24 protein-coding genes and 3 pseudogenes are annotated in these 24,639 nt (G+C 67.8%); 19 read left to right on the top strand and 8 right to left on the bottom strand.

Annotation, left to right across the window (positions count from 1 at the left end; translation table 11 throughout):
- Nucleotides 1-22 precede the first annotated feature (22 nt).
- Genes G6N35_RS09905 through G6N35_RS09890 form a run of 4 tightly spaced genes read left to right on the top strand, consistent with a single transcriptional unit; the run spans nt 23 to nt 3,798 of the window.
- On the top strand, nt 23-1,066 hold the full coding sequence (locus G6N35_RS09905; protein ID WP_163804099.1) for a sulfate ABC transporter substrate-binding protein: 1,044 nt from the start codon (nt 23-25) through the stop codon (nt 1,064-1,066).
- Complete coding sequence (cysT, locus tag G6N35_RS09900) at nt 1,063-1,944, top strand: sulfate ABC transporter permease subunit CysT (protein ID WP_163804098.1); 882 nt, start codon at nt 1,063-1,065, stop codon at nt 1,942-1,944. The genes G6N35_RS09905 and cysT overlap by 4 nt, the downstream gene beginning before the upstream one ends.
- On the top strand, nt 1,941-2,753 hold the full coding sequence (cysW, locus tag G6N35_RS09895) for a sulfate ABC transporter permease subunit CysW (RefSeq protein ID WP_163804097.1): 813 nt from the start codon (nt 1,941-1,943) through the stop codon (nt 2,751-2,753). The genes cysT and cysW overlap by 4 nt, the downstream gene beginning before the upstream one ends.
- 22 nt (nt 2,754-2,775) lie before the next feature.
- Nucleotides 2,776-3,798, top strand: a complete 1,023-nt coding sequence (locus G6N35_RS09890) for a sulfate/molybdate ABC transporter ATP-binding protein (protein WP_163804096.1) — start codon at nt 2,776-2,778, stop codon at nt 3,796-3,798.
- Here G6N35_RS09890 and G6N35_RS09885 read toward each other — a convergent pair.
- From G6N35_RS09885 to G6N35_RS09875, 3 genes are read right to left on the bottom strand one after another with little or no spacing between them, the layout of a single operon-like run.
- Entirely contained in the window at nt 3,795-4,499 is a 705-nt protein-coding gene (locus tag G6N35_RS09885; protein ID WP_163807582.1) for a sirohydrochlorin chelatase, read from the bottom strand. The two genes, G6N35_RS09890 and G6N35_RS09885, sit on opposite strands and share 4 nt — an antisense overlap.
- 2 nt (nt 4,500-4,501) lie before the next feature.
- Nucleotides 4,502-5,215 carry a phosphoadenylyl-sulfate reductase gene (locus G6N35_RS09880; RefSeq protein WP_246224263.1) on the bottom strand — a complete coding sequence of 238 codons (714 nt, stop codon included), beginning with the start codon at nt 5,213-5,215 and terminating at the stop codon, nt 4,502-4,504.
- A gap of 28 nt (nt 5,216-5,243) precedes the next feature.
- The gene (locus tag G6N35_RS09875; RefSeq protein ID WP_163804095.1) at nt 5,244-6,920 is read right to left on the bottom strand and encodes a nitrite/sulfite reductase; all 1,677 of its coding nucleotides are present in this window, start codon (nt 6,918-6,920) and stop codon (nt 5,244-5,246) included.
- A gap of 306 nt (nt 6,921-7,226) precedes the next feature.
- Between G6N35_RS09875 and hemW the strand changes: the two genes are divergently transcribed.
- On the top strand, nt 7,227-8,402 hold the full coding sequence (gene hemW, locus G6N35_RS09870) for a radical SAM family heme chaperone HemW (RefSeq protein ID WP_163804094.1): 1,176 nt from the start codon (nt 7,227-7,229) through the stop codon (nt 8,400-8,402).
- Here the strand turns inward: hemW and G6N35_RS09865 are convergent.
- Nucleotides 8,399-8,716, bottom strand: a complete 318-nt coding sequence (locus G6N35_RS09865) for a type II toxin-antitoxin system VapB family antitoxin (protein ID WP_163804093.1) — start codon at nt 8,714-8,716, stop codon at nt 8,399-8,401. The genes hemW and G6N35_RS09865 overlap by 4 nt on opposite strands.
- A gap of 210 nt (nt 8,717-8,926) precedes the next feature.
- Here G6N35_RS09865 and hrcA point away from each other — a divergent pair, with 210 nt between their 5' ends.
- From hrcA to era, 10 genes and pseudogenes are all read left to right on the top strand, one after another.
- Nucleotides 8,927-9,964: a heat-inducible transcriptional repressor HrcA gene (gene hrcA / locus G6N35_RS09860; RefSeq protein ID WP_163804092.1), complete on the top strand. Its 1,038-nt coding sequence runs from the start codon at nt 8,927-8,929 to the stop codon at nt 9,962-9,964.
- A 27-nt stretch (nt 9,965-9,991) separates the two neighbouring features.
- Entirely contained in the window at nt 9,992-11,131 is a 1,140-nt protein-coding gene (gene dnaJ / locus G6N35_RS09855) for a molecular chaperone DnaJ (protein ID WP_163804091.1), read from the top strand.
- A gap of 5 nt (nt 11,132-11,136) precedes the next feature.
- Nucleotides 11,137-11,892, top strand: coding sequence for a 16S rRNA (uracil(1498)-N(3))-methyltransferase (locus G6N35_RS09850; RefSeq protein ID WP_163804090.1), 756 nt, complete (start codon nt 11,137-11,139; stop codon nt 11,890-11,892).
- 100 nt (nt 11,893-11,992) lie between these two features.
- A pseudogene (locus tag G6N35_RS27295) lies at nt 11,993-12,697 on the top strand (PhoH family protein); the annotation flags it as partial.
- Nucleotides 12,686-13,516 (top strand): annotated as a pseudogene (locus G6N35_RS27710) (LAGLIDADG family homing endonuclease); the annotation flags it as partial. The pseudogenes G6N35_RS27295 and G6N35_RS27710, both read left to right, overlap by 12 nt.
- Before the next feature lie 258 nt (nt 13,517-13,774).
- Nucleotides 13,775-14,098 (top strand): annotated as a pseudogene (locus G6N35_RS27285) (PhoH family protein); the annotation flags it as partial.
- A gap of 15 nt (nt 14,099-14,113) precedes the next feature.
- The gene (gene ybeY, locus G6N35_RS09840; protein WP_163804088.1) at nt 14,114-14,650 is read left to right on the top strand and encodes an rRNA maturation RNase YbeY; all 537 of its coding nucleotides are present in this window, start codon (nt 14,114-14,116) and stop codon (nt 14,648-14,650) included.
- A complete protein-coding gene (locus G6N35_RS09835; RefSeq protein WP_163804087.1) occupies nt 14,647-15,939 on the top strand; it encodes a hemolysin family protein in 1,293 nt (430 codons plus the stop codon). The genes ybeY and G6N35_RS09835 overlap by 4 nt, the downstream gene beginning before the upstream one ends.
- Entirely contained in the window at nt 15,932-16,249 is a 318-nt protein-coding gene (locus G6N35_RS09830; protein ID WP_163804086.1) for a cytidine deaminase-like protein, read from the top strand. Before G6N35_RS09835 ends, G6N35_RS09830 begins: the two co-directional genes overlap by 8 nt.
- The gene (gene era, locus G6N35_RS09825; protein WP_163804085.1) at nt 16,246-17,151 is read left to right on the top strand and encodes a GTPase Era; all 906 of its coding nucleotides are present in this window, start codon (nt 16,246-16,248) and stop codon (nt 17,149-17,151) included. The genes G6N35_RS09830 and era overlap by 4 nt, the downstream gene beginning before the upstream one ends.
- A 22-nt stretch (nt 17,152-17,173) precedes the next feature.
- Here era and G6N35_RS09820 read toward each other — a convergent pair whose 3' ends face one another.
- The 3 genes from G6N35_RS09820 to G6N35_RS09810 all read right to left on the bottom strand — a co-directional run bounded on the left by G6N35_RS09820 (nt 17,174) and on the right by G6N35_RS09810 (nt 20,918).
- A complete protein-coding gene (locus G6N35_RS09820) occupies nt 17,174-17,656 on the bottom strand; it encodes a hypothetical protein (RefSeq protein ID WP_163804084.1) in 483 nt (160 codons plus the stop codon).
- 173 nt (nt 17,657-17,829) lie between these two features.
- The gene (locus tag G6N35_RS27590; RefSeq protein WP_163804083.1) at nt 17,830-19,338 is read right to left on the bottom strand and encodes a hypothetical protein; all 1,509 of its coding nucleotides are present in this window, start codon (nt 19,336-19,338) and stop codon (nt 17,830-17,832) included.
- Nucleotides 19,339-19,463: 125 nt separating this feature from the next.
- Entirely contained in the window at nt 19,464-20,918 is a 1,455-nt protein-coding gene (locus tag G6N35_RS09810) for an amidase (RefSeq protein ID WP_163804082.1), read from the bottom strand.
- Nucleotides 20,919-20,982: 64 nt separating this feature from the next.
- Between G6N35_RS09810 and recO the strand changes: the two genes are divergently transcribed.
- From recO to G6N35_RS09790, 4 genes are all read left to right on the top strand, one after another.
- Entirely contained in the window at nt 20,983-21,804 is an 822-nt protein-coding gene (gene recO / locus G6N35_RS09805) for a DNA repair protein RecO (RefSeq protein ID WP_163804081.1), read from the top strand.
- Nucleotides 21,764-22,678 (top strand): decaprenyl diphosphate synthase, encoded by a 915-nt coding sequence (locus G6N35_RS09800; protein ID WP_179967337.1) that lies wholly within the window; start codon nt 21,764-21,766, stop codon nt 22,676-22,678. The genes recO and G6N35_RS09800 overlap by 41 nt, the downstream gene beginning before the upstream one ends.
- A gap of 38 nt (nt 22,679-22,716) precedes the next feature.
- A complete protein-coding gene (locus G6N35_RS09795) occupies nt 22,717-23,061 on the top strand; it encodes a hypothetical protein (RefSeq protein WP_246224578.1) in 345 nt (114 codons plus the stop codon).
- A gap of 474 nt (nt 23,062-23,535) precedes the next feature.
- Entirely contained in the window at nt 23,536-23,796 is a 261-nt protein-coding gene (locus G6N35_RS09790; protein WP_163804079.1) for a hypothetical protein, read from the top strand.
- Nucleotides 23,797-23,799: 3 nt separating this feature from the next.
- Here the strand turns inward: G6N35_RS09790 and G6N35_RS09785 are convergent, their stop codons facing one another.
- Nucleotides 23,800-24,546 (bottom strand): FadR/GntR family transcriptional regulator, encoded by a 747-nt coding sequence (locus tag G6N35_RS09785; RefSeq protein ID WP_163804078.1) that lies wholly within the window; start codon nt 24,544-24,546, stop codon nt 23,800-23,802.
- Between the last annotated feature and the right edge of the window lie 93 nt (nt 24,547-24,639).

Below are 24,639 nucleotides of genomic sequence, written 5' to 3'. Positions count from 1 at the left end.
CCCACAATGAGAAAGGCCCCCCATGAAGAGAGTCCCCTCCATCCCGAGCCGTTGGCGCGCTGCCGCGGCTCTCACCGTCACCGCCACAGTGTTGGCCGCGTGCGGTGGCGGAGGCTCGAGCGACGTCGCCGGTGGTGGAAACCAGCCGAAGGCTGATACCACCCTCACCCTGGTCGCCTATGCCGTGCCCGAGCCGGGCTGGAGCAAGATCATCCCGGCCTTCGCCGCCACTCCGGAGGGCAAGGGTGTCGCCGTCACCACGTCCTACGGCGCCTCCGGTGACCAGTCGCGCGCGGTGGTCGACGGCAAGCCGGCCGACATCGTGAACTTCTCGGTCGAGCCCGACGTCACCCGACTGGTGAAGGCCAACAAGGTGGCCGCCGACTGGAACAAGGACGCCACCAAGGGCGTCCCGTTCGGATCGGTGGTGTCCATCGTGGTGCGCAAGGGAAACCCCAAGAACATCAAGACCTGGGACGATCTGCTGAAGCCGGGTATCGAGGTCGTCACTCCGAGCCCGCTGAGCTCGGGTTCGGCCAAGTGGAACCTGCTGGCGCCGTACGCCGCCAAGAGCAACGGCGGCCAGGATGCGCAAGCCGGTCTCGACTTCGTCAGCAAGCTGGTCAGCGAGCACGTCAAGACCCGTCCGGGTTCGGGCCGCGAGGCCACCGACGTGTTCCTGCAGGGCACCGGTGACGTCCTGCTGAGCTACGAGGACGAGGCCATCAACATCGAGCGGCAGGGCAAGGATGTCGAGCACTTCATCCCGGCGCAGACCTTCAAGATCGAGAACCCGGTGGCCGTGGTGACCACCAGTGCGCATGCCGACAAGGCCACCGCGCTGAAGAATTACCTGTTCACCCCGGAGGGCCAGAAGATCTGGGCCGAAGCCGGTTTCCGTCCGGTCGACCCCAAGGTCGCAGCGGACTTCGCGTCCGAGTTCCCGGCACCCGCAGAGAAGCTGTGGACCATCGCCGATCTCGGTGGCTGGACAACGGTGGATCCGGCGCTGTTCGACAAGGAGAATGGCTCCATCACGAAGATCTACAAGCAGGCCACTGGATGACAGCGGCTATCGAGCCGAATCCTTCGGCGGTCCGGCCCGAGCTCACCGGCGGTGACTCGGGCCGGTCGCCCGGCTTTCTATCTCGTCGGCACGGCACCACCCGGCTGCGGGTCGGTGCCGCGTCGATCTGGCTGAGTGTCATCGTCCTGCTGCCGCTGGCAGCGATCGTCTGGCAGTCCGCCAAGGGCGGTTGGTCGGCGTTCTGGGCGGCGGTCACCTCGAACGCAGCGCAGGAGTCGTTCCGGGTCACGTTGACCATCTCGATCGGCGTGACCCTGATCAACGCGGTGTTCGGCCTGCTGGTGGCCTGGGTGCTCACCCGCGACGACTTCCCGGGCAAGCGCCTGGTGGATGCGGTGATCGACCTGCCGTTCGCGCTGCCCACCATCGTCGCGAGCCTGGTGATGCTGGCGCTCTACGGCCCGAACAGTCCGGTCGATCTGCATCTGCAACACACCAAGTGGGGCGTTGGTATCGCGCTGCTGTTCGTCACCCTGCCTTTTGTGGTGCGCTCGGTTCAGCCGGTTCTGCTCGAACTCGACCGTGAGGTGGAGGAGGCGGCGGCGTCGCTTGGCGCCAACAACACCGTCATCTTCACCCGGGTCGTATTGCCTGCCCTGCTGCCCTCGCTGCTGTCGGGCGCCGGACTGGCCTTCTCCCGTGCCATCGGTGAATTCGGGTCGGTGGTGCTGATCGGTGGTGCGGTGCCAGGTGAGACCGAGGTGTCCTCGCAGTGGATCCGTACGCTGATCGAGAATGACGACCGGACCGGTGCGGCGGCGATTTCCATTGTCCTGCTGCTGATCTCGTTCGTGGTGCTGTTCATCCTCAGGGCGATCGGATCGCGGGCGGCCAAACGGGAGGAGCTGGCGTCATGACCCCGTCTCCGTTGGTGCGATACCTCGCTCGCTATACGGCACTGGGCTACGTTCTGATCTTGGTTCTGGTCCCGGTGGGGCTGATCCTGTGGCGCACCTTCGCTCCCGGCTTCGGTGCGTTCTTCGCCTCGATCTCCACGCCTGCGGCGATATCCGCCCTGCAACTGTCGCTTCTCGTGGTGGCGATCGTGGTGCCGCTCAACGTCATCTTCGGGGTTCCGACTGCCCTAGTACTGGCGCGCAACAAGTTTCGTGGCAAGGCGGCACTGCAGGCAATCATCGATCTGCCGTTCGCGGTGTCGCCGGTAGTCGTCGGCGTAGCCCTGATCCTGTTGTGGGGGACCGCTGGGGTCTTCGGTTTCGTCGAGAACAGTCTGGGCTTCAAGATCATCTTCGGGCTGCCCGGCATCGTGCTCGCCAGCATTTTCGTCACCGTGCCGTTCGTCATCCGGGAGGTCGAACCGGTGCTGCACGAACTGGGCACCGACCAGGAGGAGGCTGCCGCAACGCTGGGTTCCAGCTGGTGGCAAACGTTCTGGCGGATCACCCTCCCATCGATCCGGTGGGGCCTGACCTACGGCATCGTGCTCACCGTCGCGCGCACCCTCGGCGAGTACGGCGCGGTGATCATGGTGTCGTCCAACCTGCCCGGCACGTCCCAGACCCTGACCCTGTTGGTGTCCGACCGCTACAACCGCGGCTCCGAGTACGGCGCCTACGCCGTCTCGACACTGCTGATGGCCGTCGCCGTCATCGTCCTCGTCGTCCAGGTGATTCTCGACGCGCGGCGGGCGCGGGCCGCCGAATGAGCCAGACCAGATTGGAACTGTCATGACCAATGCGATCACCGTCAGCGGCGCCAACAAGCGTTACGGCGAGTTCGTCGCCCTCGACAACGTCGACTTCGTGGTGCCGTCCGGATCGCTGACCGCCCTGTTGGGTCCCAGCGGCTCGGGCAAGTCCACGCTGCTGCGCGCCATCGCGGGGCTCGACCAGCCCGACACCGGCTCCGTCACGATCAATGGCCGTGACGTCACCGGTATCCCGCCCCAGCGCCGCGGCATCGGGTTTGTCTTCCAGCACTACGCCGCGTTCAAGCACCTGACGGTGCGCGACAACGTCGCGTTCGGGCTGAAGATCCGCAAGAAGCCCAAGTCCGAGATCAAGGAGAAGGTGGACAACCTTCTCGAGGTCGTCGGTTTGGCCGGCTTCCAGAACCGTTATCCCAACCAGCTTTCCGGCGGTCAGCGTCAGCGCATGGCGCTGGCGCGGGCCCTGGCCGTCGACCCGGAAGTGCTGCTGCTCGACGAGCCGTTCGGCGCGCTGGATGCCAAGGTCCGGGAGGATCTGCGGGCGTGGCTGCGCCGGCTGCACGACGAGGTCCACGTGACGACGGTGCTGGTGACCCACGATCAGGCCGAGGCGCTGGATGTCGCCGACCGGATCGCGGTGCTCAACAAGGGTCGGGTGGAACAGGTCGGCAGCCCCACCGAGGTCTACGACAGTCCGGCAAACGCGTTCGTCATGTCGTTCCTGGGGACCGTGTCGGCACTGAACGGAATCTTGGTGCGTCCGCACGACATTCGGGTCGGGCGTAGCCCGGAGATGGCCATCGCGGCTGGTGACGGCACCGCAGAGTCCACCGGGGTCACCCGAGCCACCATCGACCGTGTGGTGTACCTGGGCTTCGAGGTGCGGGTGGAACTGACCAGCGCGACCAACGGCTCGCCGTTCACCGCACAGATCACCCGGGGCGACGCCGAGGCGCTGGGCCTCAAAGAGGGCGACACCGTCTATGTGCGGGCCACCCGGGTGCCGCCGATCGCCGGCGAAGTCCAGGTCGCGGCAAGCTAAGCCGCGGCGCGCTGCGCCACCGCGCGGTCGAATCGGTCGAGCACCGTTTCGGCCACTAGTGGGTGTGCGCCCAGCGGATCGGCCATCGCGATGCCCTCGGCTTCGGCGATCTCGGCCACCCGGTCGGTGATGCGTCCCGGCGCGATGAACCACGGCGCCAGCACGATCCGGCGGGCGCCGGACTGCCGCAGCAGCTCGATCCCGTCGCGCACCGACGGCTGCGGTCCGGTGGCGTAAGCCACCTGTGCGGCTGCCCAATGGGCGCCATCGGACAGCGCGCCGGCGAGGGTGGCCGTGCGGGCGTTGGCCTGCGGCCGCGACGACCCGACGGCCACTACCAGCACCCCCACCTCGTGGTCGTGCGGGCCGACACCGGTGTGGGCCAGGCGTTCACGCATGACCTGCACCAGGCGCGGGTCCTCGCCGAGGGCGTCGGCCTGCAACACATCGGCATCGGCCTCGGCGATCATCGCCGGGATGTCCACCCGGGCATGGTAGGCGCTGGCCAGCAGCAGGGGACTGACCACAGCAGGTTCATTGTGCGCCTGCAATACGTCGCGCAGGTTGGGGGAGTTCTTCTCGCAGAACGCGACTCGAACGTCCAATGCGGGCCGCTGCAGCCGGATCTGGTCGGCCACCGCGTGTGTCACCGTGGCCGAGCGCGGATCGGCACTGCCGTGCGCGGTCAGGATCAGCGGCAGGGTCACGAAACGTGAAGTCCGCATTCGGTTTTGGCCAGGCCCTGCCAGCGGCCGCTACGCGGGTCGGCGCCCTCGACCGGTTTGGCGGTGCACGGAGCGCAACCGATCGACGGATACCCTTCGTCGACAAGCGGATTCACCAGCACACCATGGGCGTTGATGTAGTCCTGCATGTCCTCGTCGGTCCAGGCTGCCAGCGGATTGATTTTCACCAGGCCGAACGCCTCGTCGAAGCTGATCAGCGGGGCGTTGGCGCGAGTCGGCGATTCCACCCGCCGAATCCCGGTCACCCAGGCCGAATAGCCCGCCAGGGCCTTCCGCAGCGGGGTCACCTTGCGCAGCCGGCAGCACTCATTGGGGTCACGGGAGAACAGGTCCTTGCCCAGCAACCGATCCTGTTCGGCCACGCTGTGCTCGGCGGTGACATTGACGATGTGCACGTCGTAGACGGCCTCGACCGCGTCGCGGGTGCCGATCGTCTCGGCGAAGTGATAGCCGGTGTCCAGGAACAGCACGTCCACCCCGGGACGAACCTTGGCGGCCAAGTCGACCAGCACCGCGTCCTGCATGTTCGACGCCACCACATAGGTGCCGGCGAAATTCTGGTCGGTCCATGCCAGCAGGTCGGCGGCGCTGGCGCCGTCCAGTTCGGCGGCACCGCGCTCGGCGAGCGCCCGCAGGTCGGCCTCGGTCATCTCATGCACCCCAATACTCATCGCGGCCTTCTTCTCTTCGCGCGAGCGCTCATCGCAAATCACCCTCGTCAGCACGAACGGCCCACTGGGCGAAACGCTCTCCCTCGGTTCTTTGTTTCACGAAGTTGCGGACGACACGCTCGATATAGTCACCCAACTCGGTGGAGAGCACCTTGTGCTGGCGCAGCTTGCGGCCGAAGTTGCTGTCCAGACCCAGGCTGCCGCCCAGGTGCACCTGGAAGCCTTCCTCCGGGCCGTTGCCCTCGTCGACCATCTGACCCTTGAAGCCGATATCGGCGACCTGGATGCGGGCGCACGAGTTGGGGCAGCCGTTGATGTTGACGGTCACCGGCACATCGAGCGTGGAGTTGATGTCCTCGAGGCGCTTCTCCAGTTCGGGCACCAGGCTCTGTGCCCTTACCCGGGTCTCGGCGAAGCTGAGCTTGCAGAACTCGATTCCCGTGCAGGCCATCAGGTTGCGCCGCCAATGCGACGGTGACGACGGCAGCCCGATCGCATCCAGGCCCGCGATGAGCTCGTCGAGCTTGTCGTCAGCCACGTCGAGGATGATCAGCTTCTGGTACGGCGTGAACCGGACCCGCTGGGAGCCGGCGGCCTCGGCCAGGTCGGCGACCTTGGTCAGGATCGTGCCCGAGACCCGGCCCGCGATGGGCGCGACGCCGACGGCGTTGAGCCCGTTCTTCAGCCGTTGCACACCGACATGGTCGATGGGCCGCACGACGGGCGCCGGCGCCGGCCCGTCGATCAGCGGCCGCTTCAGATACTCGGTCTCGAGAACTTCGCGAAACTTCTCAACGCCCCAGTCCTTGATCAGGAACTTCAGCCGGGCCTTCGACCGCAGCCGCCGGTAGCCGTAGTCGCGGAAGACGCTCACCACGCCTTCCCACACGTCGGGAACCTCGTCGATCGGCACCCAGGCGCCCACCCGCTGTCCCAGCATCGGATTCGTCGACAACCCGCCACCGACCCACAGGTCGAAACCGGGGCCGTGCTCGGGGTGCTCGACACCGATGAACGCGACGTCATTGACCTCGTGCACCACGTCCTGCAGACCACTGATCGCGGTCTTGAACTTGCGCGGCAGATTCGAGTACTCGAGCTTGCCGACGTAGCGGCGCACGATCTCCTCGACGGCGGGGGTGCCGTCGATGACCTCGTCGAGTGACTCGCCGGCAAGGGGGGAGCCCAGCACGACGCGCGGGCAGTCGCCGCAGGCCTCGGTGGTCTGCAGACCGACCTCGTCGAGCCGGCGCCAGATCTCCGGCATGTCCTCGACCCGGATCCAGTGGTACTGGACGTTCTCGCGGTCGCTGATGTCGGCGGTGTCGCGGGCGAACTCGGTCGAGATGCCGCCGAGTGTCCGCAGCGCCGCGGTGGTCAGTGCTCCGCCGTCGCTGCGCACCCGCAGCATGAAGAACTCGTCCTCGAGCATGTCGGTGTTCTCGTCACCGGTCCAGGTGCCGTCGTAACCGGGCTTGCGCTGGGTGTAGAGCCCCCACCACCGGAACCGGCCACGCAGGTCGCTCTTGTCGATACTGTCGAAGCCCTGCTTGGCGTAGATGGACTCGATGCGCGCCCGCACGTTCAGCGGGTTGTCGTCCTTCTTGTTCTGCTCATTGGGGTTGAGCGGTTCGCGGTAACCCAGGGCCCACTGGCCCTCGCCGCGTCGCTTGGCTGGCCTGGCCGTGTTGGTCGGCTGGGTCATGAATCGTTGCTCCTGGAATTGAGGAGCCGGCGTTCGAATTGCGCACTGCACCGGTGAGCTGTTCCGGCAGCGCAGATCCGGCGGCCAGCTGAAGAACAGGGTGGGCGGGGTCTACGGCGTCAAGCCAGACAACAACAGGTACAGACGCGCTTGAAATCGACATGGCGCCGGGCCACCAGCACACCGTTGCGCAGGGTCTGAGGGGCAGCCATGCGGGTCATTCTGCCATGAACGCCCGCATTGCCTCTAACCGGGCCAGATTTGTGCTCGCGGTGAGCAAAAGTCGATCTCTGCCACACTGAGCGCATGTCGGTTCGCCCCGATCCGGCCGCCGTGCCCCATCTCGTCGTTACTCCGGGTACGGCGTTCGGCATCTACGTTCATGTCCCTTTTTGCGCCACCCGGTGCGGGTACTGCGACTTCAACACCTACACCGCCGGTGAGCTCGGCGGCGCGACCCCGCAGGGCTGGTTGGCCGCGGCCCGCGCCGAGTTGGCGATGGCCGCCGACGTGCTCGGCGAGGTGGTCGTGGACACCGTCTTCGTCGGTGGCGGAACCCCCTCGCTGTTGGGCGGCGACGGACTGGCGGCGGTGCTCGCCGCGATCGGCGATAAGTTCCCGCTGGCGCCGGACGCCGAGATCACCACCGAGGCCAACCCCGAGTCGACGTCGGCGGAATTCTTCGAGCAGATCCGGTCGGCCGGCTACACGCGGGTGTCGCTGGGCATGCAATCGGCGGTCCCGCGGGTACTGGCCACACTGGACCGGACGCATTCACCGGGGCGCGCACTCGAGGCCGCCGCGCAGGCCACGGCGGCAGGATTCGAGCACCTCAACCTCGATCTGATCTACGGCACGCCGGGCGAGTCCGACGACGATCTGCGCCGGTCGGTCGAGGCGGTGCTGTCCGCCGATGTCGACCACGTGTCGGCCTACGCCCTGGTGGTGGAGGAAGGCACGGCGCTGGCCCGCCGGGTCCGGCGCGGCGAGATCACCCGGCCCGACGACGACGTCCTGGCGCACCGCTATGAACTGCTCGACACCTGGCTGTCCGACGCCGGCCTGCAGTGGTACGAGGTGTCCAACTGGAGCTCACCCGGCGGCGAATGCCGGCACAATCTCGGCTACTGGAACGGCGGACAGTGGTGGGGCGTAGGTCCCGGTGCGCACGGCTTCGTCGGAAATGTCCGGTGGTGGAATGTCAAGCACCCCAACGCCTATGCGCAGAAGATCGATGAAGAACAGTTGCCGATAGCCGATTTTGAACGGCTCGACGCTCACGACCGCCATGTCGAAGATGTGCTGCTGCGCATCCGGTTACGCGGCGGGCTGCCCGTTGGCCTGTTGACCGAGTCCGAACGCGAGCGTGCCGAGCACGCCGTCCCCGCCGGCCTGCTGACTGCTGTGGATGGGCATCTGGTGCTGACCCGGCGTGGGCGTCTGCTCGCCGATGCCGTGGTGCGCGACGTCCTCTACGACTAGTACGACGTGGCCGCGGTGCCAGTGTCCATGTCATAGACCCGGGCGTGCAACACCGTGCGGTTGCGCAGCGCGGCCCGCACCGCGCGATGCAGACCGTCCTCGAGGTAGACCACCCCGTGCCACTTCACCGCGTGCGGGAACAGGTCGCCGTAGAACGTCGAGTCCTCCGACAGCAACCGGTCCAATGCCAGCACGGTGGTGGTGGTGACCAGTTCGTCGAGGCGGATCTGGCGCGGTGGGATCTGCGACCAGTCGCGGTAGGTCAGACCATGCTCCGGATAGGGCTTACCTTCGCGGACACCCTTGAAGATCATCGACGCGCCATCCCGAGCTCGTCCTCGAGGGCTGGCGTCACCATGTGAGCAAGGCTAGTCGCTGCGCGGCCGAATGCCAGTGCAGGGCGAACTTCGGTGCGCGGGTGACCACCGCGTGACGCACCGCGGCGCGGGGTGGCACTCGGCGGCCGTGGGTGCTAATTGTGCAGATGATGACCGTAAAATGGAGACGACTTGGAGGTGTACCAGATGGGAAGTGCTGACGACCGTCGCTTTGAGGTGCTCCGTGCCATCGTTGCCGACTTCGTCGCGACCCAGGAGCCGATCGGCTCCAAGGCGTTGGTCGAGCGCCACAACCTCGGCGTCTCCAGCGCGACCGTGCGCAACGACATGGCGGTGCTGGAGGCCGAGGGCTATATCGCCCAGCCACACACCAGCTCCGGCCGGGTGCCCACCGAGAAGGGCTATCGCGAATTCGTCAACCGGCTCGACCAGGTCAAGCCGCTGTCCTCCTCGGAGCGCCGCGCGATCCTGCAGTTCCTGGAATCCGGCGTCGACCTGGACGACGTGCTGCGCCGCGCGGTCAAACTGCTCGCACAGCTGACCCGCCAGGTCGCGATCGTGCAGTACCCCACGCTGTCCACCTCGACGGTGCGCCACCTCGAGATCGTGGCACTGACCCCGGCGCGGCTACTGATGGTCGTGATCACCGACTCGGGCCGGGTCGATCAGCGCATCGTCGAACTCGGCGACACCATCGACGACCACCAGCTGTCCCAGCTGCGCGAACTGCTGGGCCAGGCCCTCGAGGGCAAGCGGCTGGCCGCGGCCTCGGTCGCGGTCGCCGACCTGGCGGCCCGGCTCGACGGCTCGGGGGGACTGGGTGACGCGGTCGGCCGGTCGGCGACCGTCTTGCTGGAGTCGCTGGTCGAGCACAACGAAGAGCGACTGCTGATGGGTGGCACCGCGAACCTGACCCGCAACACCGCGGATTTCGGCAGTTCGCTGCGCACCGTCCTGGAAGCGCTCGAAGAGCAGGTGGTGGTGCTTCGACTGCTGGCCGCCCAGCAGGAGGCGGGTAAGGTCACGGTGCGTATCGGTCACGAGACCGAGGCCGAGCAGATCCTCGGCACCTCGGTGGTGACCACGACGTACGGCAGCTCCAACACCGTGTACGGCGGCATGGGTGTGTTGGGGCCGACCCGGATGGACTACCCGGGAACTATCGCCAACGTTGCGGCGGTTGCGACGTACATCGGCGAAGTTCTCGGCAACAGAACCGGCTAATCGGCAGAGATTTTCGAAAGGTCAAGCGTGGCACGCGACTACTACGGCCTGCTCGGGGTCAGCAAGGGTGCGAGCGATCAGGAGCTCAAACGCGCCTATCGCAAGCTGGCCCGCGAATACCATCCCGACGTCAACCCCGACGAGGAAGCCCAGCACAAGTTCAAGGAGATCAGCACCGCCTACGAGGTGCTCTCCGATCCGGAGAAGCGGCGCATCGTCGACCTCGGCGGTGACCCGCTGGAGAACGGTGCGGCGGGCAACGGCTTCGCCGGGTTCGGCGGTCTCGGCGACGTGTTCGAGGCGTTCTTCGGAGGCGGTACCGGATCGCGCGGTCCGGTCGGTCGGGTCCGGCCCGGCTCGGACTCGCTGCTGCGGATGCGGCTGGATCTGGCCGAGTGCGCGACCGGGGTGACCAAGCAGGTCACCGTCGACACCGCCATCCTGTGCGATATCTGCCAGGGCAAGGGCACCCACGGCAACTCGACCCCGGTCACCTGCGACATCTGCGGCGGCCGCGGCGAGGTGCAGAGCGTTCAGCGCTCACTGCTGGGTCAGGTCATGACGTCCCGTCCGTGCCCGCAGTGCCGCGGCGTCGGCGAGGTGATTCCCGATCCCTGCCACCGCTGTGGCGGCGACGGCCGGGTGCGCGCGCGGCGCGACATCAGCGTCAAGATCCCCGCCGGTGTCGGGGACGGCATGCGGGTGCGGTTGGCCGCCCAGGGTGAGGTCGGGCCGGGCGGCGGTCCCGCGGGCGACCTCTACGTCGAGGTCCACGAACAGCCGCACGACATCTTCGTGCGCGACGGCGACGACCTGCACTGCACCGTTTCGGTGCCGATGGTCGACGCCGCCCTGGGCACCAGCGTCACCGTCGACGCGATCCTGGACGGGCTGACCGAGATCACCATTCCGGCAGGCACCCAGCCCGGATCGGTCACCACGCTGCGTGGTCACGGTATGCCGCACCTGCGTTCCGGCGTGCGCGGTGATCTGCACGCCCACATCGACGTCACTGTCCCGACCAAACTCGACGCCCGTACCAAGGAGCTGCTGACGGAGGTCAAGTCCCGCGGGCAGGAGGAGGCGGCGGTGCGGTCCGCGCACGCCCAGACGGCCAACTCCGGCGGGCTGTTCAGCCGGCTGCGGGAAACCTTCAGCGGCCGCTGACGCCGTTGGCCGACACGCTGTTCTACACCGACACCGTCCCGGCCGTCGGCCAGCGCGCCGCCGTCGAGGGAGACGAGGGCTTTCATGCCGCCACGGTGCGCCGGATCCGGCCCGGCGAGATCCTGGTGCTCTCCGACGGTGCCGGGGCGCTGGCCCGCTGTGAAGTCGAAACGGCGACCAAGCGCGGGCTGACGGCCACGGTGCTGGAACGCTGGGACGCCGCGCCGCCGGTTCCCGCGGTGACCGTCGTGCAGGCCATCCCCAAGTCGGAGCGCTCGGAACTGGCCGTCGAACTGGCCACCGAGGCCGGCGCCGACGGGTTCGTCGCCTGGCAGGCCGCCCGGTGCGTGGCGCGCTGGGACGGTGAGCGTGCCGAGAAAGGGCTGCGCCGGTGGCGCGCGGTGGCCAAGTCGGCGGCCCGGCAGTCGCGCCGGCCGTGGATCCCCGAGGTCGCCGGGCCGTTGACCACGACGGCCCTGGCCGCACTGGTGGCTGACCGGGTCGGCGGGGGCGCAGTGGTGCTGGCGCTGCATGAGTCAGGTCCGCTGGCCTTCGCGGAAATGCCGGTCGCCCAAGCAGATTCGATCGTCCTGATCGTCGGTCCGGAGGGCGGGATCAGCGACGAGGAGCTGGCCGCCCTGACGGCTGCCGGTGCCCGCACGGTCCGGCTCGGGCCCACGGTGCTGCGGACGTCCACCGCGGCGGCGGTCGCGCTGGGAGCCCTCGGCGTCCTCACCGACCGCTGGGCGCTGCCGTCCTGACCTGGTGCCAGCAAACCCGCGGGTGCGTCGTCGGGCAGAGCGGTAAACTGGGGTTTCTGACCCCGTCGGAAAAACCCAGAAAGCAGGCTTCGAAGACCACGTGACGCCCCGCGAGACGACCGCTGCTCGCCCTGATCACAGCCAGGTGCGCAGCAGCATGACTGTTCCGCCCGACCTCGTGGTGGGCCTTCTGGGTTCTGCCGACGAGAATTTGCGCACCCTGGAGAAGAGCCTGTCGGCCGACGTCCACGTGCGCGGCAACACCGTCTCGATGGCCGGTGACGCCGCCGACGTCGCACTGGCCGAGCGGGTCATCTCCGAATTGATCGCGATCGTCGCCGGCGGCCAGAGCCTGACCCCCGACGCGGTCCGCCGCAGCGTGGCCATGGTGTCCGGGGCCGACGACGAATCCCCGGCCGAGGTGCTGAGCCTGGACATCCTGTCCCGGCGCGGCAAGACCATCCGGCCCAAGACGCTCAACCAGAAACGCTACGTCGATGCCATCGACGCCAACACCATCGTGTTCGGCATCGGCCCGGCCGGTACCGGCAAGACCTATCTGGCGATGGCCAAGGCCGTCAGCGCACTGCAGACCAAGCAGGTCAACCGGATCATCCTGACCCGCCCTGCGGTGGAAGCCGGTGAGCGCCTTGGCTTTCTGCCGGGCACGCTGAGCGAGAAGATCGACCCGTATCTGCGGCCGCTCTACGATGCGCTGCACGACATGATGGATCCCGCGGCCATCCCGAAGCTGATGGCCGCCGGCGTGATCGAGGTTGCGCCCCTGGCCTATATGCGGGGTCGCGCGCAGCCCCTGTCCACTAAAGTGTTGACGCCCGCCGGCTTCCGTCCGATCGGTGAGCTTGTGGTCGGCGACTTCGTCATCGGCTCGAATGGCAGCCCGACCGAGGTCCTCGGGACCTATCCCCAGGGTTTCAAAGAGATCTACCGGGTCCACACCCAGGACGGATCGTCAACCCTCGCATCCGGTGACCACCTGTGGGCGGTCTATACCGCAAGTGACCGACGCCGAAATCGGCCCGCCAGGGTGCTCGAGACCAAGGAAATGATTGGCAACCTTTGGGCAGCGCATGCCCATCGCTACGAGTTGCCGCTACTCGGTGCGCCTGTTGCATTCGAGTCCCGCTCGGTACCGCTCGACCCATATGCGTTGGGACTCCTGCTGGGTGACGGCTGCTTCAGTTGCCGAGCCACACCGACGTTCGCCACCACAGATCCCGAACTGGCGCAGGCGCTGACTGACCTCATCCCCGGCGTCCAAGCACGGCAGAAGACCGAGGTCGATTACGTCCTTAACCGGATCCGGAAACCCGGCGACGTGATCACAATCGAGAATCCCGTTACTGGAGCGATGCGCCGCCTCGGACTTGACGGCAGACGATCGAGTACCAAGTTCGTCCCGGAGGACTACCTACTCAACTCCGCCGACATTCGACTCGCGGTGCTACAGGGATTGCTTGACACCGACGGGGGTCCCGTTACGCAGCTGGGTCGCACATGCCGGATCCAATACGCCACGGTCTCTGACCAGCTTCGGGATGACGTCATCTTTCTGGTCCGTTCGCTCGGCGGCATCGCCTACTGCCGCACCCGTAAGGCCGAGGGTCGCAAGCCCGGCCTTGCTCGCGGGAGAGCGGTCGCATACCGGTCTGATGCACATGTCGTCGACATTCGACTGCCGGAGGGCCTTGCTCCATTCCGATTGGCCCGCAAGGCCGCGAAGTATGACGCGACCGGGGGCGGTCACCCGAAGCGCTATATCCACAGCATCGAACCTGCGGGCACTGAAGAGGCCGTCTGCATCCGTGTCGCAGCCGAGGATTCGCTTTATGTCACTGAGGACTTCCTGCTTACCCACAACACCCTCAATGATGCCTTCATCATTCTCGACGAGGCGCAGAACACCACTGCCGAACAGATGAAGATGTTCCTGACCAGGCTCGGATTCGGCTCGAAAATCGTTGTGACGGGCGATGTTACGCAGGTCGACCTGCCCGGTGGCGCCAAGTCCGGTCTTCGTGCGGCCGCGGAGATCCTCGATGGAATCGACGATATCCACTTCGCCCAGCTCACCAGTGCCGACGTGGTGCGCCACCGGCTGGTCTCCGAGATCGTCGACGCATACGCCAAGGCCGAACAACCGGCTCTGATGAACCGGGCGCAACGGCGCTCGCCCCGACGTTAGGCGGCAGGCCACACCATGACCATCGAGGTATCCAACGAATCCGGCCTCGACGTTTCCGAAGAGGAACTGATCAGCGTCGCCCGCTTCGTGATCCGCAAGATGGACGTCAACCCGGCCGCCGAACTGTCGATGGTGTTGCTCGACACCAACGCGATGGCCGATCTGCACATGCGGTGGATGGACCTGCCCGGCCCCACCGACGTGATGAGTTTCCCGATGGACGAGCTCGAGCCCGGGGGGCGGCCCGATGCGCCGGAGCCCGGCCCGTCGATGCTCGGTGACATCGTGCTGTGCCCGGAGTTCGCCGCCGGGCAGGCCGCCGCAGCCGGTCACACCCTCGGCCAAGAACTGGCGCTGCTGACCGTGCACGGTGTGCTGCACCTGCTCGGCTACGACCACGCCGAGCCGGACGAGGAAAGAGAGATGTTCGCCCTGCAACGTCAGCTGCTCGAGGAGTGGGTGGCCGAACAGGTGGAGTCCTACCACCACGACCGCCAGAACGAGAAGGACCGGCGACTGCTCGACAAGTCGCGGTATTTCGACGAACCGTGACCGGACTCGGCCCGCTCCTGGGCGCTATCGCCCTCATCGCGATGGGCGGCCTGTTCGCCGCCATCGACGCCGCGATCAGCACCGTATCGGTGGCCCGCGTCGAGGAACTGGTGCGCGACGAACGCCCCGGGGCGCTGCGGCTGGCTCGGGTGATGGCCGAGCGGCCGCGCTACATCAACCTCGTCGTCCTGCTGCGTATCGCCTGCGAGTCGGCCGCCACCGTGCTGCTGGTCGCCTTCCTGTGGGATGACCTGGGGTTGACCTGGGGTCTGGTGGCTGCTGCGGGCATCATGACGATCGCCAGCTTCGTGGTGATCGGGGTGGGACCGCGCACCGTCGGGCGGCAGAACGCGTACACGATCGCGCTGGCGTCGGCGGTTCCGCTGCAAGCGATCTCGGTACTGCTCACGCCGATCAGCCGGCTGCTGATCCTGCTCGGCAACGCCGTCACACCGGGTCGCGGCTTCCGCAACGGGCCGTTCGCCTCCGAGATCGAGCTGCGCGAGGTCGTGGACCTGGCCCAGCAGCGCGGTGTGGTGGCCGACGACGAGCGCCGGATGATCCAGTCGGTGTTCGAACTCGGCGACACCCCGGCCCGTGAGGTCATGGTGCCGCGCACCGAGATGGTGTGGATCGAGAGCGACAAGACTGCCGGTCAAGCCACGTCGTTGGCGGTGCGCAGCGGTCACTCCCGGATCCCGGTGATCGGTGAGAACGTCGACGACGTCATCGGCGTGGTCTACCTCAAAGATCTTGTGCAGCGCACCTATTACTCGACCAACAGCGGGCGCGACACCACGGTCTCCGAGGTGATGCGCCCCGCGGTGTTCGTCCCGGACTCCAAGCCACTCGACGAACTGCTGCGTGAGATGCAGCGCGATCGCAACCACATGGCCCTGCTGGTCGACGAGTACGGCGCCATCGCCGGGCTGGTCACCATCGAAGACGTCCTCGAGGAGATCGTCGGCGAGATCGCCGACGAGTATGACACCCACGAGGTGGCTCCGGTGGAGGAGTTGGGCGACAACACGTTCCGGGTGTCGGCGCGGCTGCCGATCGAGGACGTCGGTGAGCTCTACGACGTCGAGTTCGAAGAGGATCTCGACGTCGACACCGTCGGCGGGCTGGTGGCCCTGGAGCTGGGTCGCGTCCCGCTGCCCGGCGCCGAAGTGGAGTCGCACGGGCTGCGGCTGCGCGCCGAGGGCGGCCGCGACCACCGTGGCCGGGTGCGGATCGAAACCGTTCTGGTGAGCAGAACGGAACGGGAGAACGAGGTGACCGATGACTGAGCTCGACGCCGAAGACGCCAAACTGGTGGTGCTCGCCCGTGGCGCGATGGCCCGGGCCGAGGCCGCCCAGGGCGCGGCGGTGCGCGATCTGGACGGACGCACCTATGCCGGTGCCCCCGTGGCGCTGGCGGCGCTGCAGCTGACCGCGTTGCAGGCCGCCGTGGCCGCCGCGGTGTCCAGCGGTGCGACAGGTCTGGAGGCGGCGGTCCTGCTGGGCGGCAGCGCCGACGACGACGGTGTGGCGGCCGTGCGGGAACTCTCGCCGCAGGCGGCCGTCATCGTCACCGACCGGGCCGGGACGCCGCAGTGAGCGACGAATTCCGTTCCGGCTTCGTCTGTTTCGTCGGTCGTCCGAACACCGGCAAGTCGACGCTGACCAACGCCCTGGTGGGTGCCAAGGTCGCGATCACCTCCAACCGGCCGCAGACCACCCGGCACACCATCCGTGGCATCGTGCACCGCGAGCAGTTCCAGATCGTCCTGGTCGACACCCCCGGGCTGCACCGGCCGCGCACCCTGCTGGGCAAGCGCCTCAACGACCTGGTGCGCGACACCTACTCCGAGGTCGACGTCATCGGCCTGTGCATCCCGGCCGACGAACCGATCGGCCCCGGTGATCGGTGGATCTACGAACAGATCCGGGCCGTGGCGCCCCGGACCACGCTGGTCGTGATCGTCACCAAGATCGACAAAGTGGCCAAAGACAAAGTGGCCGAACAGCTCATCGCCGTGCACGAACTGGTCGGGGACACCGCCGCCGAGATCGTCCCGGTGTCGGCCACCACCGGCCAGCAGGTCGACGTCCTGATCGACGTGCTGGCCGGCCAGCTGCCGCCCGGCCCGGCGTTCTACCCCGACGGTGAACTCACCGACGAGCCGGAAGAAGTGCTGATGGCCGAGCTCATCCGGGAAGCCGCGCTCGAGGGTGTGCGAGACGAGTTGCCGCACTCGCTGGCCGTGGTCATCGAGGAGATCGAACAGCGCGAAGACCGGGACGACCTCATCGACGTGCACGCGGTGCTTTACGTGGAGCGCGACAGCCAGAAGGGCATCGTGATCGGCAAGGGCGGCGCCCGGCTCAAGGAGGTCGGTACCGTTGCGCGGACCCAGATCGAGAAGCTGCTCGGCACCAAGGTGTACCTGGACCTGCGCGTCAAGATCGCCAAGAACTGGCAGCGTGACCCCAAACAGCTTGGACGGCTAGGCTTCTAGATCTCTGCGGCCAAACGAGGCCTCACAGGATCTTGCCGCCCGTAGCGCCACGGGTGGGAGGTGCGCTGAGAATCCCTCGGGCACGCGCTTTTTCGACCCAGCTAACCACCGTTCGCGGACTCACGCAGTACTCCTGAGCCAAGCTCGCGGTATAGCCGCGACCCCGGACCAGGTACTCGTGGGCGATCGTGTTCAGGAATTCGTCGGTGAGCATGCGGCGGCAGCGGAGGGGTTGGACGGCGACAGCCGGGAATCCGGTCAACGGAAGGTCGGTGGCGAATGGGTCCGACCCGGCGGCGATGAGTCGGGGCAGGATTCCCGTGACGGCAGTCAACGGCGAGGCCCAGCGAAACTCCTGCTGGAGCGTAGCGAGGTCCAGACCGTCCGGTGCGAGCAGAGACATCTCGACGATCTGCGGCTTGCCATCGATGAGATCTACTCGCGCATTGATCCGTACCGTTGTGTCGCCAGTGGTGGGATCAGTGTGGACCCAGTTGACGATCACGGGTAGATCGACTGTGACGCCGCCGGTCTTCCAAGGATGGTGTGCCGGCCCATCGACCCGCACGAATCGCGACCTGACTCCACTGAATCTCGGCGCTGCATCCATAGGCCTGATCTTCCTCGGCGGGCCGCCTGCACCTTCTGTTTCCGCGCAAGCCGCGGCGATCGGCGGCTTTACGTAGTGGTGCCGTCGGCGCCGCTGTCTCCCGGTTGGCCGCCGAGGCCACCCGGGCCGCCGAAGCCGCCTGTACCGGGCTTGGTCCCGGGGAAACCGCCCTGGTTGGCATTGCCGCCGGTGCCCCCGGTCCCGCCGTTGGCGAAGAGGCCGCCTCGGCCGCCGGTGCCTCCGGTGCCACCGGTACCAAGGGCAATGTTCGAATACGGGCCGGTGCCCACGAGTGCCCCGCCGGTGCCGCCGGTGCCGCCGACAGCGAACGGCCCACCTCTGGCGCCGGTGCCGCCGTGACCGCCCTTGGCGGTCGCGGTGCCGTTCGATGTTGTCGTGGCGCGTCCGCCCGCGCCTCCGGTTGCAGCCCGGACGAGGCTGAGGAAGCTCGCGCCGCCGTCGCCACCTGCCCCGCCCTGGGTGTCACCGAGGAGGCTCACGGCAGAGCCACCGCTACCACCGGACTGGCCCGGGCCGGCGAGCCGAACACCACCGCCGCTGCCGCCGGCACCGCCGGTGGCACTACCACCGCCGGTTGAGGTAGCGGCGTTTCCGCCGTTGCCGGCTTGGCCGCCGGAGCCCATCGTCGCCCCGCCGCCGCTGCCGCCGGGACCGCCGATCGCCTTCCCGTCACCGGAGACGACCCCGGTGAGATACCAGTTGTCGGGATTAGTGCTGGCGGTCCAGCCGCCGCCGTTGCCGCCGGCGCCGCCACTGCCCAACACGAGTCCACCGCGACCGCCGTTGCGGCCGGCGCCGCCGGTGGCGTTGCCATTGGGTGATTGGGCGCGGGCGCCCATACCGCCGGCGCCGCCCGTCCCGAACAGGCCGGTGCCTCCGCCTGCTCCGCCGTCGCCGCCGGTGGCGCCTTGGATACCGAGGCTCAGGACCAGGGCCTCCCCGCCGGCGCCGCCTGCGCCGCCGTCACCCCAGAGCAGGCCACCGCGGCCGCCCGCGCCACCGTTGGCGCCCACCGAGTTGCCGGTCTGCGCGGTGCCACCAAGATCGGTACCGCCGTTGCCGCCTGCACCGCCGTTGCCCAGCAATCCGGCGCGACCACCCCGTCCGCCGGCGGTAGCGGCCTGGTTCAACACATTGGCGACGTACCCGGCGTTGGCGCCGTTGCCGCCATCGCCGGCGTTGCCGACGCCGAGCAAGCCGGCGTTTCCGCCATTGCCTGCGGCCAGCCCGGAGCCTGCGGTGGCACTCCAGCCGCTGCCGCCGTTGCCGAACAACAATCCGGCGTTGCCGCCGTTGCAGACGTGCGACGTGCAATAGGTGTCATCCGCAGAGGTGTAGCTGTATCCGTTGCCGATCAGAAGCCCCGCGTTCGGGCGCGTCTGGGTTCCGTCACCGATGAAGAAGCCGACGACGGAACCCAGCAACCCACTCGCCGAAGCGGTCAACTCCACGTCATGGGTTTGGACGTGCGCCGCAGGTGTGGAAGCGAGAAACGGCGCCCCCGCCGGCGGCATCATCATCATTACCCCGGTGCCGGCCGCGACCCCGACAGTCATCAAACGATTAATGGTCATTCTTCCCCCCAGATGAACTGCAGCCCCGGGTGCACACCCAATCAGGGCGCCGGGCTATCCGGCGCACATTCATCGATCGGTGGAAGCTCGTGGCCGTGATGGAAGGTTCAGGAGACGCCGGGGGACAGCGGCGTGTTCCACCACACGTCGGGTTGTTTGTCGGCCCAGCCGTTGATCGCCTCCAACTCGGCGGCCAGTGACACCAGCAGCGGTTCGCTGTTGGCCGGACCCATCAGCTGGACACCGATCGGCAGGCCGTCGGAGGTGAATCCGGCCGGGATGTTGATCGATGGCCAGCCCAGGACGTTCCACGGGAAGGTCACCGGACACGCCGCGATCATCGCCCGGTCGGTGGCGGTGGGGCCGAGATCGTCGAATAGGCGGGCCTGCGGTGGCGGCTGCGCGGTGGTCGGCGCCAGCACCACGTCGACGGCATTGAAGATGGCCCCCACCCGGCGGTGCAGCGCCGGTTCGCCACGTCGTGCCCAGCGCAGCATCGAGCCCGACAGCAGCTGCCCCATCCGCAGATTGGCCTCGGTGCGGCGGTCGAAGGTGACGTCCTCGCCGAGCCGGTCCGCCCAGTCCAGCAGCCCGGCGGTGGAGCGGGGCAAAAAGCTCAGCGGCAACCGCAGTCCGTAGTTGGGGTTGCCGGCCATCACCGTGTGCCCCAGGTCGACCAGTTGATCGGCGATCGTCTGCAATGCCGCGCGGATCTCCGGGTGAAGCTTGGCCCCGAAGAGGGTGAACGGGAACCGGGTGGACACCGCGACCCGCAATGACCCCGGCGCCACCCCGACGTGATCGGAGACCCGCACCGGTGGCGGCTGGTGCGGGTCATCGTCGACGTTGCCCGAGCAGGCGTCGAGTACCAGCGCCGCATCGGCCACGGTGCGGGCCAGCACCCCGTTGACGGTGATCCCGTTGAACGGGTCGCGCAGCGGCCAGGTGGAGATGCGACCGCGTTGCGGTTTGATACCGACCAGATGGGTCCAGGCGGCGGGTACCCGCACACTGCCGGCCCCGTCGGAGCCGATGGCAGCGGCCACCAGGCCGGCGGCGACGGCGGCGGCGCTACCGCCCGAGGATCCGCCGGGGGTGTGCTTGCGTGACCATGGGTTGCGGGTGTGGCCGAACGCCGGGCCGCTGGTGAACGGCCACTGGCCCAGTTCGCAGCAGTTGGTCTTGCCGACGATCACCGCACCTGCGGCCCGCAGCCGGCGCACCAGCTCGGCGTCCTCGGTGGCGGGCCGGATTCGCCCGGCAGTGCCGAAGGAGGTGGGCACCCCCGCGATGTCGACGTCGTCCTTGACCGCGATCGGCACGCCCAGCAGCGGGGCCTGCTCACCGGCGGCCCGCCGGCGGTCGGCCTCGGCGGCCTCGGCCAGGGCGCTCTCGGTGAGCACCACCCGGAAGGCATTGAGCGTCGACTGGCTGACGGTGATCGCATGCAGCGATCGGCGCACCAGTTCGGCGGAGGTCACCGCTCCGCTGGCCAACTGGTAGAGCTGTTCGCCGACCGTTGGAAACCGGGTCGACCTGCTCGGATGCGCATTCACTGCCATGGCGAGGTCGAGACTATCGGCGCGGGTCCGCGTGGATGTCGCATTACGGTGCGAAACTCTTCTGATGCGGCTGTACCGGGATCGGGCGGTCGTGCTGCGCCAGCACAAGCTCGGTGAGGCCGACCGGATCGTCACCTTGCTGACCCGCGACCATGGTCTGGTCCGCGCCGTCGCCAAGGGCGTCCGTCGTACCCGCAGCAAGTTCGGCTCCCGGCTGGAGCCTTTCGCCCACATCGACGTCCAGCTACATCCCGGCCGCAACCTGGACATCGTCACCCAGGTGGTATCCATCGACGCGTTCGCCACCGACATCGTCAACGACTACGGCCGCTATACCTGCGCATGTGCCGTCCTGGAGACCGCCGAGCGCCTCGCCGGTGAGGAGCGGGCCCCGGCGCCGGCGCTGCACCGGCTCACCGTCGGGGCATTACGTGCGGTCGCCGACGGGAGCCGCCCCCGTGAACTGGTGCTCGACGCCTACCTGCTGCGGGCCATGGGCATTGCCGGCTGGGCGCCCGCACTCACCGAATGTGCCCGCTGCGCGGCTCCCGGCCCGCACCGCGCATTCCACATCGGCGCTGGTGGCAGCGTTTGTATCCATTGCCGCCCGTCGGGTTCGTCCACCCCGCCGCAGGCCGTGGTGGACCTGATGTCGGCGCTGTACGACGGTGACTGGCAGACCGCGGAGTCCTCCACGGCATCGCACCGCAGCCATGCCAGCGGCCTGGTCGCTGCGCACCTGCAGTGGCACCTGGAGCGGCAGCTGCGGACGCTGCCGTTGGTGGAGCGCGTCTACCGGCAGCCCGCTAACCACGGTAAGGAGATGTTCAGGCAGGATGTGCCCCATGGCGATGAACCGGGTGACCAGCTCGTGGCGGGGGGCTGAGCGTCGGCGCAAGGATAAGTTCCCCCAGCTCCCGGCGGCGCCCGACGACTATCCGGTCTTCCCCGACACCTCGAACTGGCCGGTCGTGTTCCCCGACCTGCCGCCGTCCCCGGACGGCGGCCCCCGTCGGCCACCCCAGCATCCGTCCAAGGCGGTGCCGCCGGCCATCCCGGCCGACCAGATGCCCAAGCACGTCGCGGTCGTCATGGATGGCAACGGCCGGTGGGCCACCCAGCGCGGATTGAGCCGCACCGAGGGCCACAAGATGGGTGAGGCGGTCCTCATCGACATCACCTGCGGGGCCATCGAGATCGGCATCAGGCACCTGTCCGTCTATGCGTTCTCCACCGAGAACTGGCGACGCAGCGCCGAGGAAGTCCGCTTTCTGATGGGGTTCAACCGCGAGGTGGTGCGCCGCCGCCGGGAGAACCTCGACATCATGGGCGTGCAGATGCGCTGGGTCGGCTCCCGGGCGCGGATGTGGCGCAGCGTGATCAAAGAGTTCGACATCGCCGAGAACATGACGACGCAGAACGACGTCATCACGGTGAACTATTGCGTCAACTACGGTGGCCGCGCCGAGATCGCCGAAGCCGCGCGCCAGATCGCCCGCGAGGCGGCCGCCGGGCGCATCGATCCCGAACGGGTCAACGAGGCCACCATCTCCGAGCACCTGCACCGGCCCGACATTCCCGACGTCGACCTGTTCATCCGGACCTCGGGGGAGCAGCGGTCGAGCAACTTCATGCTCTGGCAGGCGGCCTACGCCGAATACGTGTTTCAGGACAAGCTGTGGCCGGACTACGACCGCCGCGACCTGTGGGCCGCGTGCGAGGAGTACGCCGAGCGCAACCGGCGCTTCGGACGCGCGTGAGTCTCGCGGCGCGACTGGCCGAGGCGCTGCGTGACGTCATGCCGGTCGACGTCGAGGAGGACGGCGCGCTGACCGTGCGCCACGACGGCACGTTCGCCTCGCTGCGCACGGTGACGATCGCCGAGGACATCGAGATGGTGTCGGTCACCCAGGTGCTGGCCTGGGATCTGCCACTGAACGCCGATCTTCGCAAACGTGTTGCAGCCCAAGCGCAGTCGACGATGCTGGGCACGGTGACCTTGGTCGAGCAACCCGGCAAGCGCGGCGATGTGATGCTGCGCTACAACTTTCCCGGCGACGGTCTGGGTGATTCGGCATTGAGCACGCTGGTGTTGATGGTGCTGGCCGGTGGCGCCGATGCGCGCACCGCGCTGACCACATAGGGCGTTCTGGCGGCGGGTGAGTACTTGTCCACACCGTTGATGCCACAGGGTTTTTGGGGTCGATATGTCGTTGCTCTGATCCTCGCCGTCGCCCCGATCGGGTTGGGCGTCGTTGGTGGCGGGCCGCCAACCGGGACCGCCGTGGCCGAGTGCTTCCAGCGCGGCGGCTACAACCCGCCGCCGTGCACCACAACTGCTCCCACCGCCACGAGCACGCCGGCCCCCAGCAGTTCGTCAGGCGACTCATCCGCCGGCAGCCAGGATTCGGATCAGGGCGGTGCGAGTTCGCCGGATAAGGATCAGTCGGAAAATCCGCCGGCCGGAAAGACCCCGACCGACTCTGGCCTCAACGCCTGTCAGAACCAGGCCGCGATGCCCAACTCGCTGGGCCTGCCGCCCGCCACCTGTCGCGCGAGTCAGGGCCCGAACACTCCGCCGGACTCCGGATCCACCGCCTGCCAGAACCAAAGTGCCATGCCCACGTCCATCGGGCTGCTACCGGCCAGTTGTCCAGGCACTCAGGGCGCCAAGACCGCGACCGACTCCGCAAGTACCGCCTGCCAGAACCAGAGCGCCATGCCGATCTCCATCGGCCTGCAGCCCACCCCGTGCCCGGGCACCCAGGGGGCCAGCACTCCGCCGGACTCGGGAGTCAATGCGTGTCAGAACCTGAACGCAATGGCCAACTCGCTCGGATTGCTTCCCGGTATCTGCCCGCCGAGCGCACCCGGCTAGATCTCAGCTGCTGCGCAGCCCGGCCAGTGCGTCGAAGGAGCCCCGGATGTGCTGCTCGGTGAGGTCGGCGGCTCGTTCGCCGTCACCGGCCTCGATCGCGTCGAAGATCCCATGGTGCTGGCTCTGTAGGACGCGAGCCAGTGCCGGCCAGTCGTCGACCCGCCGCATGGCGTCGAGGATCGGCTGGCGCAGCGAGGCCCGGATGGCCACGGTCATATCGGAGACCAGTCGATTGCCGCTGGCTTCGGCGATGGCGACGTGGAAGGCGGTGTCGGCATCGTTGAAACGCTCGACATCGATTCCGGCAGAATCCATGTCGAGCAGGGGAGCACGGATGGCGGCCCGCTCGGCGTCTCCGGCGTTGACGGCGGTCAAGGCGGCGCTGTTGCGCTCCAGGATGACGCGCGCGTCGACGATGTCAGGCATCGCGAAGTTGGACAGCGCGACGTGCAGGCGCAGGAAACGGGTCAGTGCGGCGCTGGGCATTGCGGCGATGAAGGTGCCGGCTTCCGGTCCTGCGCCGACGTTGGCGGTGACCACACCCTGGGCTTCCAGCACGCGGATTGCTTCGCGGACACCGGCCCGGCTGACCTGAAGGTGGGCAGCGAGCTCCCGCTCCGAGGGCAGCGGATCGCCGACCTTGAGCGCTCCGCCCAGGATCTGGTCTTCGATCGCGGCGATCACCAACTCGTGTGACCGCACCCGCGCGACGGGAGTCCACTGTGGTGCAGGGTGTGCGGCGTTGGTCATGCATGACTCCCTATCACGGGGGCGGCGGTCAGCGGTGTCGTGGAGACGTCTGGCATGTCGGGGATTGACTGTGAGCGGGCTCACGCCTAGTGT

Origin of the sequence: Mycolicibacterium anyangense (assembly GCF_010731855.1) — a bacterium.
GTDB classification, from domain to species: Bacteria; Actinomycetota; Actinomycetes; order Mycobacteriales; family Mycobacteriaceae; genus Mycobacterium; species Mycobacterium anyangense.
Note: the sequence above shows the minus strand (reverse complement) of the source record. Positions and strands in the feature narration are given on the sequence as shown.